The sequence below is a fragment of the Sphingobium agri genome (genome assembly GCF_023051225.1).
GTDB lineage: Bacteria > Pseudomonadota > Alphaproteobacteria > Sphingomonadales > Sphingomonadaceae > Sphingobium > Sphingobium agri.
Map to the genome: position 1 here is coordinate 49202 of NZ_JALKHS010000005.1, position 15033 is coordinate 64234.

14 protein-coding genes are annotated in these 15033 nt (G+C 64.1%); 6 read left to right on the forward strand and 8 right to left on the reverse strand.

Going from position 1 to position 15033, the window contains the following annotated elements:
- Positions 1-69: 69 nt before the first annotated feature.
- The 7 genes from MU848_RS02940 to MU848_RS02970 all read right to left on the reverse strand — a co-directional run bounded on the left by MU848_RS02940 (position 70) and on the right by MU848_RS02970 (position 7906).
- Positions 70-768, reverse strand: coding sequence for a TetR/AcrR family transcriptional regulator (locus MU848_RS02940; RefSeq protein ID WP_247230153.1), 699 nt, complete (start codon positions 766-768; stop codon positions 70-72).
- Entirely contained in the window at positions 737-2008 is a 1272-nt protein-coding gene (locus MU848_RS02945) for a sulfotransferase family protein (RefSeq protein ID WP_247230154.1), read from the reverse strand. The genes MU848_RS02940 and MU848_RS02945 overlap by 32 nt, the downstream gene beginning before the upstream one ends.
- A gap of 33 nt (positions 2009-2041) precedes the next feature.
- Positions 2042-3121: a zinc-dependent alcohol dehydrogenase gene (locus MU848_RS02950; RefSeq protein WP_247230155.1), complete on the reverse strand. Its 1080-nt coding sequence runs from the start codon at positions 3119-3121 to the stop codon at positions 2042-2044.
- A 153-nt stretch (positions 3122-3274) separates the two neighbouring features.
- Complete coding sequence (locus MU848_RS02955; RefSeq protein WP_247230156.1) at positions 3275-4711, reverse strand: NAD-dependent succinate-semialdehyde dehydrogenase; 1437 nt, start codon at positions 4709-4711, stop codon at positions 3275-3277.
- Positions 4712-4841: 130 nt separating this feature from the next.
- Complete coding sequence (locus tag MU848_RS02960; RefSeq protein WP_247230157.1) at positions 4842-5765, reverse strand: acyl-CoA dehydrogenase; 924 nt, start codon at positions 5763-5765, stop codon at positions 4842-4844.
- Between the two features lie 13 nt (positions 5766-5778).
- Complete coding sequence (locus tag MU848_RS02965; protein ID WP_247230158.1) at positions 5779-6933, reverse strand: acyl-CoA dehydrogenase family protein; 1155 nt, start codon at positions 6931-6933, stop codon at positions 5779-5781.
- A gap of 88 nt (positions 6934-7021) precedes the next feature.
- Positions 7022-7906 (reverse strand): LysR family transcriptional regulator, encoded by an 885-nt coding sequence (locus MU848_RS02970; RefSeq protein ID WP_236575200.1) that lies wholly within the window; start codon positions 7904-7906, stop codon positions 7022-7024.
- A gap of 93 nt (positions 7907-7999) precedes the next feature.
- Here MU848_RS02970 and MU848_RS02975 point away from each other — a divergent pair, with 93 nt between their 5' ends.
- From MU848_RS02975 to MU848_RS02995, 5 genes are all read left to right on the forward strand, one after another.
- A complete protein-coding gene (locus tag MU848_RS02975) occupies positions 8000-8800 on the forward strand; it encodes a crotonase/enoyl-CoA hydratase family protein (RefSeq protein ID WP_097092985.1) in 801 nt (266 codons plus the stop codon).
- Positions 8801-8835: 35 nt separating this feature from the next.
- Positions 8836-10041 (forward strand): CaiB/BaiF CoA transferase family protein, encoded by a 1206-nt coding sequence (locus MU848_RS02980; protein WP_201516384.1) that lies wholly within the window; start codon positions 8836-8838, stop codon positions 10039-10041.
- A 223-nt stretch (positions 10042-10264) separates the two neighbouring features.
- Positions 10265-11164 carry an NAD(P)-dependent oxidoreductase gene (locus tag MU848_RS02985; protein WP_201516329.1) on the forward strand — a complete coding sequence of 300 codons (900 nt, stop codon included), beginning with the start codon at positions 10265-10267 and terminating at the stop codon, positions 11162-11164.
- Positions 11161-12024 (forward strand): sugar phosphate isomerase/epimerase family protein, encoded by an 864-nt coding sequence (locus MU848_RS02990; protein WP_247230159.1) that lies wholly within the window; start codon positions 11161-11163, stop codon positions 12022-12024. The genes MU848_RS02985 and MU848_RS02990 overlap by 4 nt, the downstream gene beginning before the upstream one ends.
- 119 nt (positions 12025-12143) lie before the next feature.
- A complete protein-coding gene (locus tag MU848_RS02995; protein WP_247230160.1) occupies positions 12144-13082 on the forward strand; it encodes an AEC family transporter in 939 nt (312 codons plus the stop codon).
- 4 nt (positions 13083-13086) lie between these two features.
- On the opposite strand, the gene MU848_RS03000 is transcribed toward MU848_RS02995, so the two are convergent.
- Positions 13087-13824: a helix-turn-helix domain-containing protein gene (locus tag MU848_RS03000; protein ID WP_247230161.1), complete on the reverse strand. Its 738-nt coding sequence runs from the start codon at positions 13822-13824 to the stop codon at positions 13087-13089.
- 123 nt (positions 13825-13947) lie between these two features.
- On the opposite strand from MU848_RS03000, the gene MU848_RS03005 reads away from it, so the two are divergent.
- The gene (locus MU848_RS03005; RefSeq protein ID WP_247230162.1) at positions 13948-15018 is read left to right on the forward strand and encodes a Rieske 2Fe-2S domain-containing protein; all 1071 of its coding nucleotides are present in this window, start codon (positions 13948-13950) and stop codon (positions 15016-15018) included.
- The last annotated feature ends 15 nt before the right edge of the window (positions 15019-15033 follow it).

Sequence of the window (15033 nt, forward strand, 5' to 3'; positions counted from 1 at the left end):
CTTTAGAACCTCTCCGACTCAAGATGTAAGTGTTTACTCACTTATGGATATTGAAGGACAATTCCGAAGTCAAGTTGGGCGTTGCCTCCCTCGTGCGCCGCCGAGGAATGTGCCGACCACCATCTGAACATGAGCTTCGATCTCCACTTCACCCGGAAGCTCGGCGTCGATCAGCAGGTAATTGTGGACGGGCATCAAGAGCATCGACAGCAATATCTTCGCTGCTGCCGCAGGGCTGTCCTTGGCGATACCGGCACGCGCCAGATGCGCGGCCAAGGGGGCGACCAGATAGTCATCCTGGCTTTGGCGTATCAACGAGCCAAATTCGGCGAACTCATGCGCTTCACGCAAGAGCAAACGTGCCATGCCTACCGTCGAGGGCCGGGTGAATTCCAGGAGCAAGGCGACGCCGAACGCGCGCAGATCGGCCTCCGGCTCCGCCGGGTCATTCAATTGCGGCAGGGGGAAACGCTCCACCCCGGCAGCGAGGCAGGCCCGAAACAGCGCCGCCTTGTCTTCATGCCAAAGGTAAAGCGTCCGCTTCGACACACCCGCCGCCTGGGCGATCGCATCCATGGTGAGGGCGCGATAGCCCTGGCGGATAAATTCCTCTCGAGCGATCTGCAGCAAGCGGCGCTTCTTTGCGAGGGTCTGATCCGCCCGGCCCATCCGCGCAGGGGCCGGAGCTGAATCTGCCAGGGTGAGCTTGGGTTCCGGTGTCGCCATCAACCAGCCCTTAGCCTTCATGCCGGACGGGGAAACGATCATAATAAAAGCTGAAGCGTTCGCGCGCAGCGGCTTCATTCAGGCCGAACACGCCTTCAAGGTCGTAGATCACCTTCCCATGCTTGTTGCGCGGATTTTCGTTGAGATAGCCGAGCAGTTGGGCCTCCACCTCTGGCGTCAAATCCAGCCCCGCCAGATCATAAACCTGGCGCATCACCTGTTCCTGGTCAGCCATATATTCGTGGAAGAGAATATCGGCGGACTGGTCAGGGCCCCATGCATCCCGCTGATCGACACACGCGCGCAGCAGCCGCTCGATCCGCTCCATCCAGAGCCGGGCCAGTGCAGGCGGATCGATCGGGTCGCGCCGGATGCGGTCGCTATAGCCAAGCATGGTGGTCAGCGATCGCAAAACGGCGATGGGATCACGATGGGTGATAACCATCGTCGCGTCGGGAAACACGGACTTGATCGCCGCCAGATTTTCCATGTGTTGCGGCGATTTCAGCAGCCAGCGATTGGGGCCGCGATGCCAGGTTAGGACCTGCAGCACCTTCTTCTCATAAGCGTAGCTGGGCGTGCGGTCATGGGCGAAATAATAGTCGATCCAACGAGGGATGCGGGACTGGAACTCCCAGCTGTAGCAGTTCAAATCCATGTAGAGCAGTTCATTGTCTTCATGGATCGATGCAGCATCCATGCCGTGCATCGCCGCCATATGCGGCAGGACTGCTTCGAATGCGCTCCAAAGTTCTGCGCTGCGCGTGATGCGCGGGTCTACCTCGCCGGGCGCAAGATCGCGCAGCTGCACAGGCTCCTCGGCCTCCCAGAGCGTCAGCGAACGCAGCCGCTCGTCACGTGCGAGCCAGTTCACCAGATGGGTCGTCCCCGAACGCGGCAATCCCGCGATGAAGAGCGGACGGTCGATCTCTATGTCGAGAATTTCCGGATGCCGCTTGACGATGTCCTCGATGCGCAGGCGGTTCACCATCACCCGGACGAGATGGTCGAGCAAGGTGATGCGGCCTCCGCGAGTGAGGCCTTCATCCTCATCCCACGCCTGAAGCGTCACCGCCATGCGTTCGCGGAAACTTTGATCTTCGCCGAAATCATCGAGGCCACCGGCATTTGCAACGGCCTGGGCCAGGACTTCATCAACCGTCATGTGAGCCGGTCGGTCGTCTGGGCCCTGGCGAGCAGCCTCTAGCATCGGCGTGATGACTGGGTCGGCCATGTCGTTGATATGGATTTCCTGCGGCTCCGGCAGCGTGGTTTCGTTCATTGTTGATCCTTTATTGCGTGGCTGGAGCCAGCTTCATGCAGTTTGGGGGAAAGTGACGATGACTTTCGCGGAGGCATCCGTATCCGCAGCGATGCGGAACGCCTCATCCAGTTGGGCGAACTCTACCCGATGGCTGATCAGCGGGTCGACGTCGATATCCCCGCTTGCCAGCATCTGGAGGCATTCGTTGAACTCATCCTCCCGGTCGGTCGCAATCGAACCGGAAATGCTGAATTCATTGGCCATCATCTTCCACAAATTGATCGGCATCGGCTTTTTATGGAGGGCGACGATCACGATCCTCGCCCGGAATTTGGCCACGTCCAGCAGTTCGGCGAGCGGCGGCTGCGCTCCTGCCGCGTCGATGATCACATCGCTGCCGACATATGGCATGCCGAACCGTTCGCCTGTGCCATGCGCCTTCCCCACGGCTTCGACCAGCGGCTCGCGCGAGGGGTTTACCATGACGGCAGCACCGAGCTGACGAGCTCGTTCCAGTCGGGCGTCGGACAGATCAGCGACGAGAATGTCTTCCACGCCGCGACGGCGAAGGCAGATGATGGTGCATAGGCCGATCGGACCTGCGCCGAGTATCACCACCTTGTCGCCCGGCTGCACCCGGCCGATGTTCACACCATGCAGACCGACCGACAGGGGCTCTGCCAAGGCGGCCTTTTCAAGCGGCAAGCTATCGGGGATGGGGCAGATGTCGGCTCCGGCACGCGCATCCGGAATGAGGATGAACGGCGCGAAGGCCCCGGCCGGCCCGCCGCCGCCTATCAGCCCCGCGTCCGGATTGACGGCGCAGCGCTGGCCCGGCCGGATGCCGCTGACCTGCTCCCCCACCTTCTCGACAATGCCTGCAAACTCATGCCCGATCGGCAGTGGTTCGATGAGCGGCGCGCCCCCGCCCAGGCCACCGGCCGCGACATATCCCAGATCACTGCCGCATACGCCCGTCGCGCTGATGCGCACCAGCACGTCGCGGGGGCCGACTTCGGGGACGGGAACCTGATCCACGCGCATGTCGCCCACGCCATGTACGCGCGCCGAGGGCATGGTTGCGGCATATTGCTGGCCCAGGCTTAAGCCCGGCCCATCGGACTCGCTCATTAGGTCCTCTCCTTTTTGTCGTTAGGTTGATTTGGTAAACCAATCAGTTTCCGAGTCAAGGAGCTGAGAGGATTTCGTCAATGGACACGAACAAAAACTGCCCCGCGCTTCATCAGCGCAGGGCAGCATCTTCATCGTTGAGGGAGTGTGGGATCAGCCGATTTTGGCGGAGACCAGGAAGGGCCGGAGATAGGCTTCCATCCCTTCGCTGCCGCCTTCGGAACCCATGCCGCTGTCGCCAACGCCGCCGAAGGGCGTTTCTGGCATGGCCATCGCAAAGTGATTGAGGCCCAACATGCCAGCATGGATGTTTTGGGAGATCTTGCGCTCAGTGCTCATGCTGTTGGTGAAGGCGTAAGAGGCCAAGCCATAAGGAAGGCGGTTCGCTTCGGTCAACGCGGCGTCGATGTCGTCGACTGGCATCACCAGCATGAGAGGGCCGAAGGGCTCCTCATTCATGGCGTCCATTTCGGGCGTCATGCCCGACAGGACGGTGGGCTGGAAGAAATAGCCGCGATTACCGATGCGCGACCCACCCGTTTCGATTCTGGCACCGCGCTGCACCGCGTCTGCCGCCAATGCCTCGATCTTCGAGAGCTGGCCTGCGGTCGTGAGCGGGCCCATCTGCGTGTCCGCTTCCAGGCCATCGCCGACGCGCAGCTTGCCAGCGGCTTCGGTTACGCCTGCGACGAAATCGGCGTAGAGCGGCTTTTCCACCAGGAAGCGGGTCGGCGACACGCATACTTGCCCGGCGTTGCGGAACTTGAATTCGGTCGCGAGGGGGACGACCGTCGAAAGGTCGGCGTCCCGCGCGACGATGACGGGATTGTGCCCGCCCAGTTCCATCGTGACCTTCTTGAGATGCTGTCCGGCCGCGCTCGCCAGCAGGCGGCCGACGCGGGTCGATCCCGTCAGCGTCACCTTGTGAATTTCCGGAGCCGCGCAGAGCGTGGACGAGATCGCGGCGGGATCACCCCAGATCACGCTGATGGCGCGTGGCGGAAGGCCCGCTGCCAGCAAAGCCCGGCCGATCCGCCAGCCTGAGCCTGGCGTTTCCTCGGCGCATTTGAGCACGACGGAACATCCCGCCGCCAGCGCGGGCGCGACCTTCTGCATCACCGTCCAGGCCGGGAAATTCCAGGGCGTAAAAGCAGCAACAGGCCCCACAGGACGGCGCTCCACCGCCCAGCGCATGTCGCTGGCGCGGGTCGGGATCAGACGTCCATAGGCGCGGCGGCCTTCTTCCGCATACCAATCAAGCAGGTCTGCGGAGGCCAGCCATTCGCCGCGCGCCTGCGCCAGCGGCTTGCCGCCTTCACGTGTCATTTCAGCAGCGGCCTCATCGGCCTCGCCGCGCATCAGGTCAGCGGCGCGGCGCAGGACCTTGCTGCGTTCGAAGGGGGAGATGGCCGACCATTGGGCAAAGCCGTCCACCGACAGCCGCGCCGCCTCTGCCGCTTCCTCAGCGCCGCAGGACGGCAGCGTCGCGATCAGTTCTTCGGTGGCCGGGTTGACCAATTGTATCGTGCCAAGGGACCCCTGACTGCGTTCCTGACCATCGATGATGGGGCGGGGCGTCGAATTGGTCATGCGCAGGGTCCTCCAGCTCTTGGATGCGCCGCAAAGCTCATGCCTTGACGATCAGCGGCGCATGGGTTGGCGGCCTCTTACCCTTCCTGATCAGCAGGGGAAAGGCCCGGCCGCCAGTGAACGGCGCGGTTCAGGCGCCCCGAATGAAATCAGCGGTCGGCGATGCGGCGGCAGCCAGCCGCAATTCACCCAACAGGCCCGCCCAATAGCTTTCCGACCCGTCAGCCAGACGCCAGCCATGCAGGCGGCGGGTGAGCAGTTGCAGGTCATATTCCTCGCTGATGCCGATTGCGCCATGAACGGCATGCGCAATTGCGGCAACCTGCCCCGCTGCCAGGCTGGCGCCATGCTTGGCGATCGCGGCGTCGGCAGGCTTCGGCTGAAGTCCCGAGCGCGCGCCGATCGCGGCGGCGATGCGGGCGGCGACGGCCTGTTCGGCCAGAACGGACAGTTGCTGCTGCACCGCCTGCTGCTTGCCGATTGGCTTGCCAAACTGCACCCGCTCATTGGCATAGGCGACGGTCATTTCCATGACCCGGCCAGCCGCGCCGGATATGAGCTGCGCCCGCAGCACCGCCGCGATGGGACGCAATGCCGCGCCGTCGAGCCCGGCCACATGAGCGTCGACGTCATGGGGAACGCCGGTCGGGTCGATCTTTGCCGCGGTGAGCACCGGCGCGTCTGCTGTGCCGGAAAGGATGTGCGATGCGACAGCGGCAAAGGGCACTGCCCCTGCACCGGTAGCGATCGCGATCGGACCTTCGGGCACTTCAACGCCAGCGGCGGCGAGCAGCGCGCGAGCGATCATGGTATCGCCCACCGGCAACGGCACGGCGTGGCGGCCAAGCAGGGCAATCAAGGGCGCGGCGTCTTCCAAGGAGAGCCCTGCCCCGCCAAACTCTTCGGCGACGAGCGCGTCGAGAAAGCCGGATTCGACAAAGGCATTCCACATCGCGCTGCTGTCGCCGCCCTGCTCGATCTCACGGATCGCGGCAGGAGTGCAGACATCCTCGATCAGACGGGCGAAGGGATCAATCAGTTCGGACATGTCCATGAAGTGGCTCCCTTCAGCGCAGGCCAAGGCCGCGGGCGATGATGCCGCGCAGAATTTCGCGCGTGCCGCCGCGCAGCGAGAAACTGGGCGCGATATGGGTGACGTAAAGCAAAGTGCGGTAGAGTTCGGGATCGACCGGCTCGTCGGGGTTGGCGGCCAGATCGTCACCGATCAGCTGCGGCACGGCCTGTTCGAAGCTGGTGCCGAGATCCTTCATCAGCGACGCTTCGACCACCGGGCTTTCACCCGCGACCAGCCGCGCGGTCACGGCCAGCGACATTTCACGCAGAACCGCCTGCTGCGCCATCAGCGAGCCGACGAGGCGCAGCGTAGCGGTGTCATTGCGGCCGACCGCTTCGAGATGGCGGACCCAAGCGTCGATCAGCACGACCGACGAATAGATGCGCTCTGGCCCGCTGCGTTCGAAGGCGAGTTCGGCTGTGACCTGCTTCCACCCCTGCCCTTCCGCGCCGATCAGGGCGTCGGGAGCGAGGCGGACGTCCTCGAAGAAGACTTCGGCAAAGTGCGCGTCGCCGGTGAGATCGACGATCGGGCGGATGCTGACGCCCGGCGCCTTCAGGTCGACGATGAGCTGTGACAGGCCCTGCTGCCGGTCAGCGCTGGTGCCCGATGTGCGGACCAGAGCGATCATGTAATCGCTGTGCATCGCGTTCGTGGTCCAGATCTTCTGGCCATTGAGCAGCCAGCCGCCGTCCGCCTGCTGCTCGGCGCGACTGCGGACGCTGGCGAGGTCGGAGCCGGAGCCCGGTTCGCTCATGCCGATGCAGAAAAGCGCTTCGCCCTTCGAGATGCGGGGGAGGTAGAAGCGACGCTGCTCCTCCGTGCCATAGTGCAGGATCAGCGGGCCGCTCTGGCGGTCGGCGATCCAGTGCCCGGCGACCGGGGCGCCTGCGGAGAGCAGTTCCTCGACGACGACGAAGCGGGTGAAGGGACCGCGGCCGACGCCGCCATATTCCTTGGGCAGCGAAAGGCCGAGATAACCGGCCTGCCCCAGCTTGCGGCTGAAGGCGGCGTCGAAACCCTGCCAGGATCGGGCGCGGCGGTGAACCGGCAGTTCGGCGATCGCTTCCTGAATGAGCGCGCGGAGGGCTGGGCGGATTGCCTCATCCTCGGGCGGGAGGGCGGAAAGGGTCAGTGTTTCGAACAAGCCGGCCTCGTGAAACCGTGAAGGAATTGGCGATTAAATCGCGTTTTGTGAAATGATAGTCCAATATCGAATTGGGGTTATTCGATATTCAATGACTATCGGAAGCAATCGCGGCGAAATTTTTAGCAAGCGGACTAGCTGCATCGCGGGGGAGAGCAACGCCGGTGAGGACAGGCACCTTTGTCGCCAAGCGGACGAGGCGGACACCTTGGGGGACCGAGCCCGCGGCGCGCGACGGGACCAGCGCTACGCCAAGGCCGGAGCGGACGAGGGCGAGGACGGCGCTCAATTGCGCGGCTTCCTGCGCGACGATCGGCATGAAGCCTGCCTTTTGACAGGCGGTCAGCGTGATCGAATGCAGCACGCTGATGCGGCTTTGCAGGATGAAGGGCTGCTGCGCCAGATCGCCTAGCGCCACGCTGTCCGCACCGGCAAAGGGACTGCCCTCCGGCAAGGCGGCGTGCAGTTCGTCGGGGTCGATGACCTGCGTGTCGACAGCCGCGATCTGAAGCAGCGGCAAGCGCACAAGGCCGACGTCCAGCTCGGCGGCGGCAAGCTTTCGCGCGATTTCTGCGCTGGTCGCTTCCTCCAGCACCAGTTCGACGGCGGGATAGCGACGGCGATATTCGGCGATGAGGCGGGGGAGCAGTTCGAAGGTCGCCGACCCGACGAAGCCGACGCGCAACCGCCCCCGCTCCCCGGCCGCGCCTTCACGCGCCGCCTCCCGAAAACGATCCGCCTGCGCCAGCGTCGCCCGCGCCATGTCGAGGGAGGCGCGGCCCGCCGCCGTCAAGGAAACGCCGCGCGCGCTCCGTACGAACAGCGCCGCGCCCAATTCCTCCTCCAGCTTGCGGATGGCGACGGTCAGCGGCGGCTGCGACATGTTGAGCCGCTCCGCCGCGCGGTGAAAATTGCCGGTTTCGGCAAGCATGACGAAATAGCGGAGCTGGCGCAGTTCCATGATAGCTTTCATATATCGAACAGTCGAAAATCAATATTAGCTTGAGAGTAAGCGAGCGCCTAGCGTCGCCGCGAACTTTTCATATCTGGATTGGGAGAGTCCCGCTTGGATCCGTTCCTTCTCGTCGAGCGCGATGGCCCCGTGGTCGTCGCCCGCTTCAACCGCCCCGATGAGCGCAACACGATCACCGAGGTCGAGCAGAGCGAGGAGATCGTCGATTTCTGCCGCAGCATGGTGCGCGACACGTCAGTGCGGGCGATCGTCCTTACCGGCAATGGCAAGGCATTCAGCGCGGGCGGCAATGTCAAATATATGGCCGAACGATCCGGCATGTTCGGCGGCACGCCTTATGAAATCCGCAACGCCTATCGCACCAGCGTGCAGATGATCGGCCCGGCGATCCACGAACTGGAAGTGCCGATCATCGCGGCGATCAACGGGCCCGCAATCGGCCTGGGCCTCGACATGGCGTGCATGTGCGACATTCGCCTGATGGCCGACAGCGCCGTCGTGGCGGAAAGCTATGTGAAGCTGGGCATCATTCCGGGCGGCGGCGGCGGCTGGCTGTTGCCGCGCCTGATCGGGCCGCAGCGCGCCAATTTGATGACGCTGACCGGCGATGCGATCAATGCGGCAACGGCGCTGGAATATGGGTTGGTCGCCGAAGTCCTGCCTGCCGACAAGTTGATGGACCGCGCGCTGGAACTGGCGGGCAAGATCGCCGCCAATCCAGGTCATGCGACGCGCATGGCAAAGCGGCTGATGCGCGAGGGCGCCGACATGAAGCTGCCGACGCTGCTGGAAATGGCGGCGGGCTATCAGTCGCTCGCCCACTATACCGAAGACCATCATGAAGCCATCGCCGCCTTCCTTGGCAAGCGCGCGCCGGAGTTCAAGAACAAGTGACCGAGCAAAAGGCAGCCACTGGCCCCCTGGCGGGGATGAAGGTCCTGGACCTTTCGCGCGTGCTGGCGGGTCCGTGGACGACGCAGATATTGGGCGATCTGGGCGCGGACGTGATCAAGATCGAACAGCCCGGCCAAGGTGACGATACAAGGCGCTGGGGCCCTCCCTTCCTGGACGATGGATCGAAGGACGCGGCCTATTATCTGTGCGCAAACCGCAACAAGCAGTCGGTCGCCATCAACCTGGCCGATCCGCGCGGCGCGGACCTGATCCGGCAGATCGCGCTGGGCGCCGACATCGTCGTCGAGAATTTCCGCGTTGGCGGGCTCACCAAATATGGGCTCGATTATGCGTCGCTGTCGGCCATCAACCCGAAGCTCATCTATTGTTCGATCACCGGATTTGGTCAGGACGGGCCATATAAGGATCGCGGCGGTTACGACTTCCTGATCCAGGGGATGAGCGGCCTGATGTCGATCACCGGCCGTCCCGATGACGAGGCAGGCGGCGGGCCGATGAAGGTCGGCATCCCGATCAGCGACCTTGTGACCGGTCTTTATTCAGCGATCTCGATCCTCGCCGCGCTCGCCCATCGCGACCGTACGGGCGAAGGGCAGCATATCGACATGGCGCTGCTCGACACGCAGGTGGCGCTGCTCGCCAATCAGGCGTCCAACTATATGAACGGGGGGATGATCCCCCGGCGGCTGGGCAATGAGCATCCTAATACCGTGCCCTATCAGGATTTCTCCTGCTCCGACGGCGACATATTGGTTGCGTTGGGCAATGACCGCCAGTTCCGCAGCTTCTGCGAACTGATCGGCCGCCCGGACCTGCCTGATGATCCCCGCTTCGTCGACAATGGCAACCGGTCGCCCAATCGCAAGGCATTGCAGGATGAGATGGGACCGGCCATCGCCAAGTGGAAATCGGATGACCTGATCGCCGCGATGGAAGCCGCGAAGCTACCGGGTGGACGGGTCAACGAAATCCCCGACATATTGGCGGACGAGCATATCGCCGCGCGTGGCGTCATCAAGGACATGGTCCGGTCGGACGGCACGCCGGTCAAGGTGCTGGGCTATCCGGGCCAGTTTTCAAAGACGCCCGCCGATTACCGCCGCGCCCCGCCCCGTTCGGGCGAGGACACGCGCGATGTGTTGAGCGACGTGCTGGGATTGTCCGAAGGGCAGATCGCGGCGCTTGTCGAAGCGGGGGTTATCGCCGAAAAGCTGCATTAAGTTTTTTCACGCGGAGGCGCGGAGACGCGGAGGGGAAATCGAGGAGGCGAAGCTTATATCAGGCAGGCTTCCCCCCTTATGCCGAAGGTTGAGAGCGCCTGCGGCGCCTTTATCATCCCTTCGCGTCTCTGCTATCATCCCTTCGCGTCTCTGCGCCTCCGCGTGAATAAAATCGAGATTCATCATGGCCAAGCCAAGGGCCAAATGTTGAGAGGAAGATAGAATGACCACCAAGATCGGCTTCATCGGACTGGGCGCCATGGGTCTGCCCATGTCATCGAACCTTCAGCGCAAGGGCTTTGCCGTCACGGTGTTCGACATCGATGCGGACAAGATGGACAAGGTTGCCGCGCTCGGCGCCGCCAAGGCCGCGAGCATCGCCGAAGCGGTGCGGGGTCAGGATATCGTCTTCACCGTTCTGCCCGCGACCCAGCATGTCGAGGCGGTGGTGCTGGGCGAAGATGGCGTGCTGGCGCATATCGATGCAGGCACGCTGCTGGTCGATCTGTCCACGATCGACACCAAGGGCACCGATCGCGTCATCGCGGCCTGCCGTGACAAGGGTATCGCCTTCATCGATTCGCCGATCGGCCGCCTGTCTTTCCACGCCGAACGCGGGGAGTCGCTGTTCATGGTCGGCGCGGAAGATGCGGACTTCGCGCGCGTCGAACCAGCGCTGAACGCGATGGGCACGGATATCTTCCGCTGCGGCAAGCCCGGCATGGGCACCCGCATGAAGATCATCAACAACCTGATGCTGCTGTCGACCGCACAGATCGATGCGGAATGCATCGCGCTCGGCACCAAGCTCGGCCTCGACATCCAGACCATCCATGACGTGACCGGCGGCACCACTGCCCGCAACGGATCATTGCATGTGCTGATGGCGAACAAGGTGTTGAAGGGTGACATGGAGCCCGGCTTCACCATCGACCTTGCCTTCAAGGACCTGACGCTGGCGATGAACGCGGCGGCGGAAAACCGCGTCGGCCTGCCCATGGGCGCGGCGGCGCATGCGGCGTTCGGCGGCGCTCGGGCGACGGATTATGCGAGCAAGGACTATTCGGCACTGCTCGACTATGCCTGCCGCAATGCAGGCGTTGAAACCCCACGCATGGATTGACCCGGCAAGCCATGGGCGCGCCGCAACTGATCGCCACCTGCTGGACGACGGCAGGCGATGTCCGGCCCGACCGGCCGGACAATCTGGGCCGCTTTCCGCTGGATCAGCGGATCGAGGCGGCGGCGCGCGCGGGCTATGCGGGAACGGGCTTTTGGCTGGGCGACCTTATCGCCTGGGAAGAGAGTGGGCGGGATTATGGCTCGCTGAGGCGCCTGCTGGACGATGCGGGGCAGCGGATCGTCGAGTTGGAGTTTCTGGCCGATTGGTTCGCGACAGGGGAGCGGCGGAGCCGGTCGGATGCGGCACGGGCGGAGCTGTTCCGCGCCGCCGATGCTTTGGGCGCGCGTCATATCAAGGTCATGCCGCCCTTCCTGCCGGGCGATCCGGCGGGGGATGATCTGGCGGGCGAGTTCGCCGCGCTCTGTGCGCAGGCGGCGGAACATGGGCTGCTGATCGGGCTGGAGATGCTGCCCTTTTCAATGCTGCCGAACCTCGGCTCCGCGCTGGAGATGGTCACCGCGGCGGATGCGCGCAATGGCGGGCTGCTGGTCGATATCTGGCATGTGATGCGATCGGGCGGCACGATGGAAGAGGTGGCGCAGCTTCCGCCACGCTTCGTCATCGCGGCTGAACTGTGCGACGCGATGACTGCGATGCAGGGCGAGATCACCGAAGATACGATGCGCCATCGCAAGCTGTGCGGCGAGGGAGAGTTCGACGTGCCGGGCTTCATTCGCGCGATGAGCCGGGCAGGCTATGATGGGCCCTATGGCGTGGAAATCCTGTCGGACGATTTCCGCCAGCTACCGCTGCGCCAAGCCGCCGTTCGCAGTTTCGAGAGCAGCGCGGCGCAGTTCTAGCCGCTGATTGTTCTGCGCGCATCCACGATTGCACAGAAAGGCATTTCCGTCGCATCCGCCCTGTCATAGGAGGCGGATGGCGACGGGACGAAGCCGTCAAGCATGAGGTGGCGCTTTTCATGGCTGTGACGATCTTGGGCGCTCTGGTCCCGGTCTTCGGGCTGATCCTGATCGGCTATGTGTGCGGGCGCTATGACATATTGGGTGACCGCGCGTTCGAGGTGCTGAACCGCTTCGTCATCGCCATTACCCTGCCTATCCTTACCTTTCGTTCGATTGCGCATATGGACCCGCGCAACCTGGCGGTGCCGGGCATGTTCATCGCGGTCACGCTGGGCGCGCTGATCACCTATGCGCTGGCCTTTGCCATTGCCCGGCGGTTCGGGCGGTCGGGGGCGAACGCGAATATCGCGGCCCTGTGCGCCTGTTTCAGCAATACGGGCTTCATCGGCCTGCCGGTGGCGACGCTGGCCTGGGGGCCGGAAGCGGTCGCGCCGGTGTCCGTGACGATGCTGATCTATTCGGCGATCGTGTTCACCGTCGGGCTGGTCATGAGCGAAGTGACGGCGAGCCATGGCCATGGGGTGGGCACCGGATTGAAGCTTGCGGCGCGGTCGACGGTGCGCAATCCGTTGATCTTCATGGCGGTGCTGGGGTGCGTGTGGTCGGTCCTGCGCCTGCCGCTGACCGGGCCAGCCGACATATTGATGCAGACGCTGGCGCAGGCGACGGCGCCCTGTGCGCTGACGGCGATCGGCATCTTCATCGCGCTGCCCCGGCAAAGCGCCACGCCCGGGCCGATCGGCCGTGTCGTCGCGCTGAAGCTGCTGGCCCAGCCGCTGATCACGGCGGGGCTGCTGTGGATGCTGCCGCCGATCCCACCGCTTTGGGCGAAGGTCGCGATCCTGATGGCGGCGATGCCGTGCGGCGCGTCGAGCTTCGTGCTGGCGGGCAAGGCGGGGCGATGGGCAATGGAATTGAGCGCTTGGGCGGTCATGCTGACGACGACGATGGCGTCGATCACGCTGATCGGGATGCTGTGGTGGCTGGGGGCTTGAGCCTTTACAAGTCTTCGGTGACGCGCGCCATTTGCAGCGGGCGGACGAGCAGGAAGAGGGCGCACCAATCGCCTGTGTCCGCCGCCGCTTCGCGCTCCTGCCGGGCGATCAGATAGACGTCGTCGCGCAGCCGCTCGAACAGGGCCTGCACCCGATCGCGGCCGTTGGGGCCGAGCCAGAGCATGTCGGAGACATAGCGGGCGTCCCCTTCGAGCAGCGAGGGGCCGAGGAAGAAATGCTTCACCACCCGGTTGAAGGCCTGGTCGAGCGGGCCGTCGGGTCGCCAGCGGACGGCGCGGCTGGTGAGCGGGCGCAGGCGGCCGCCGGGCAGGCTGTCGACGAGGCCGAGCCGCCGGAGCCGCTCGATTGCTTCGTCCAGGGCCGCTTCATCGATGCCGAGCGTCGCCTGGCACTCCGCCCGCTGCGCGCCGTTCAGCACCAGGAAGAAGAGCAGCGCCAGGCTGCGGTCGGCGGCCAGAACCCGCTCCTGCGCCAGCGTGAAGCGGTCCGCGCCGCCATCGGCCGACCGGGCGAGCAGGTCGCGTACGTCGATGCCGATGGCGAGGCAGAGACGGTCGAGATTGTCGAGCGTCAGCCCCCTACCCCGCAGCCAGCGCCACAGGGTCGGCTCCGCGACGTCCATGCGGGCGGCGAGGTCCGCTACCCTGATGCCCTGCACACGCAGTTCGTGGCGGAGCTGCGCTAATATGGCGGCGACGCCGGGGCTTTCCTTTTGAGGCATATGTCAGTCCATATCATGTAATGATCGTAGAGGATCACGATATGATCGAATATCGCAAGCGCGAATTGATCCGGGGGCGTCCTTATTTCACTATGCGTGCAGAACAAGAGAGAGGATGGACGGATGGCGACCACGGCCGACTATGGCCTCGGCGAATTCACTTTTCCCCGTGGCTGGTTCATGATCGCGCGGGCGGAGGACGCCGTTTCCGCGCCTAAGGCGCTGCGGATGTTCGGGCGCGACCTGGTGCTGTATCGCGGAGAGAGTGGCCGGGCGGCGCTGCTGGATGCCTATTGCCCCCATATGGGCGCGCATCTGGCCGCCGAGCAAAGTTCGGGCGCGGGCGCGCGGCGTATCGAAGGGGACTCGATCCGCTGCCCCTATCATGCCTGGCGCTTTGGACCGGACGGCATTTGCAACAATGTGCCCTATTTTGACGGGCCGCTGCCGCCAGCGGCGCGGGTGCGCGCCTTTCCGGTGGAGGAACGGTTCGGATGCCTGTTCGCCTGGCATGATCCCGAGCAGATGGAACCAGACTATCCCGTGCCGGACTTGCCGGAATGGGAGGATGCCGCCTGGGTACGGTGCATCTATGATGATCTGGGGCAGATCCCGGTCCACCCACAGGAGATTATCGACAATCTGGTCGATGCGCGGCATTTCGGCCCGGTGCATGGGCAGCGGCTCGCCTATTTCAACTCACGCTTCGAGGGCGTCACCGGACGGCAACTGTCCGGCGGCGGTCATGAGACGATGACCAGCGAGGGCGGCGTACTGGACGTCGATGCCTATTATACTGGGCCCGGCATCCTGATCGCGCGCTTTTCGGGCGAGACGGACGCGGTTCAGATCGTGCTGCATACGCCGGTCGAGGATGGCGTGACCCATGTGTGGCATGGCATCATTACGCGGGGACGGCAGGTGCCGCCATCCGCAGAGGATGTCGAACTGCATCGCCAATATCAGCAGCTGGGCCTTTCCGCATTCTCGCAGGATTTCGAGATTTGGCGGACGAAGGCACCAGCGCTGCAGATATTGCGCCTGCCGACTGATGGGCCGTTCCACCGCAATCGCGCATGGTATCGGCAATTCTACAATCCGCGCGCGCAGGCGGCGGGCCATCAGGGCCGCGCCAATGGCGACCATGCCACCAAGGGGTTGGATCAGGCGCCGACCGCCGCAGCGGCCGAATGACATTCAAACAGAAGA

What these genes read in the sequence shown, in the direction of transcription:
- MU848_RS02940 (WP_247230153.1), bottom strand. Translation starts at nt 768, where the DNA reads ATGATCGTTTCCCCGTCCGGCATGAAGGCTAAGGGCTGGTTGATGGCG.
- MU848_RS02945 (WP_247230154.1), bottom strand. Translation starts at nt 2,008, where the DNA reads ATGAACGAAACCACGCTGCCGGAGCCGCAGGAAATCCATATCAACGAC.
- MU848_RS02950 (WP_247230155.1), bottom strand. Translation starts at nt 3,121, where the DNA reads ATGAGCGAGTCCGATGGGCCGGGCTTAAGCCTGGGCCAGCAATATGCC.
- MU848_RS02955 (WP_247230156.1), bottom strand. Translation starts at nt 4,711, where the DNA reads ATGACCAATTCGACGCCCCGCCCCATCATCGATGGTCAGGAACGCAGT.
- MU848_RS02960 (WP_247230157.1), bottom strand. Translation starts at nt 5,765, where the DNA reads ATGGACATGTCCGAACTGATTGATCCCTTCGCCCGTCTGATCGAGGAT.
- MU848_RS02970 (WP_236575200.1), bottom strand. Translation starts at nt 7,906, where the DNA reads ATGAAAGCTATCATGGAACTGCGCCAGCTCCGCTATTTCGTCATGCTT.
- MU848_RS02980 (WP_201516384.1), top strand. Translation starts at nt 8,836, where the DNA reads ATGAAGGTCCTGGACCTTTCGCGCGTGCTGGCGGGTCCGTGGACGACG.
- MU848_RS02985 (WP_201516329.1), top strand. Translation starts at nt 10,265, where the DNA reads ATGACCACCAAGATCGGCTTCATCGGACTGGGCGCCATGGGTCTGCCC.
- MU848_RS02995 (WP_247230160.1), top strand. Translation starts at nt 12,144, where the DNA reads ATGGCTGTGACGATCTTGGGCGCTCTGGTCCCGGTCTTCGGGCTGATC.
- MU848_RS03000 (WP_247230161.1), bottom strand. Translation starts at nt 13,824, where the DNA reads ATGCCTCAAAAGGAAAGCCCCGGCGTCGCCGCCATATTAGCGCAGCTC.
- MU848_RS03005 (WP_247230162.1), top strand. Translation starts at nt 13,948, where the DNA reads ATGGCGACCACGGCCGACTATGGCCTCGGCGAATTCACTTTTCCCCGT.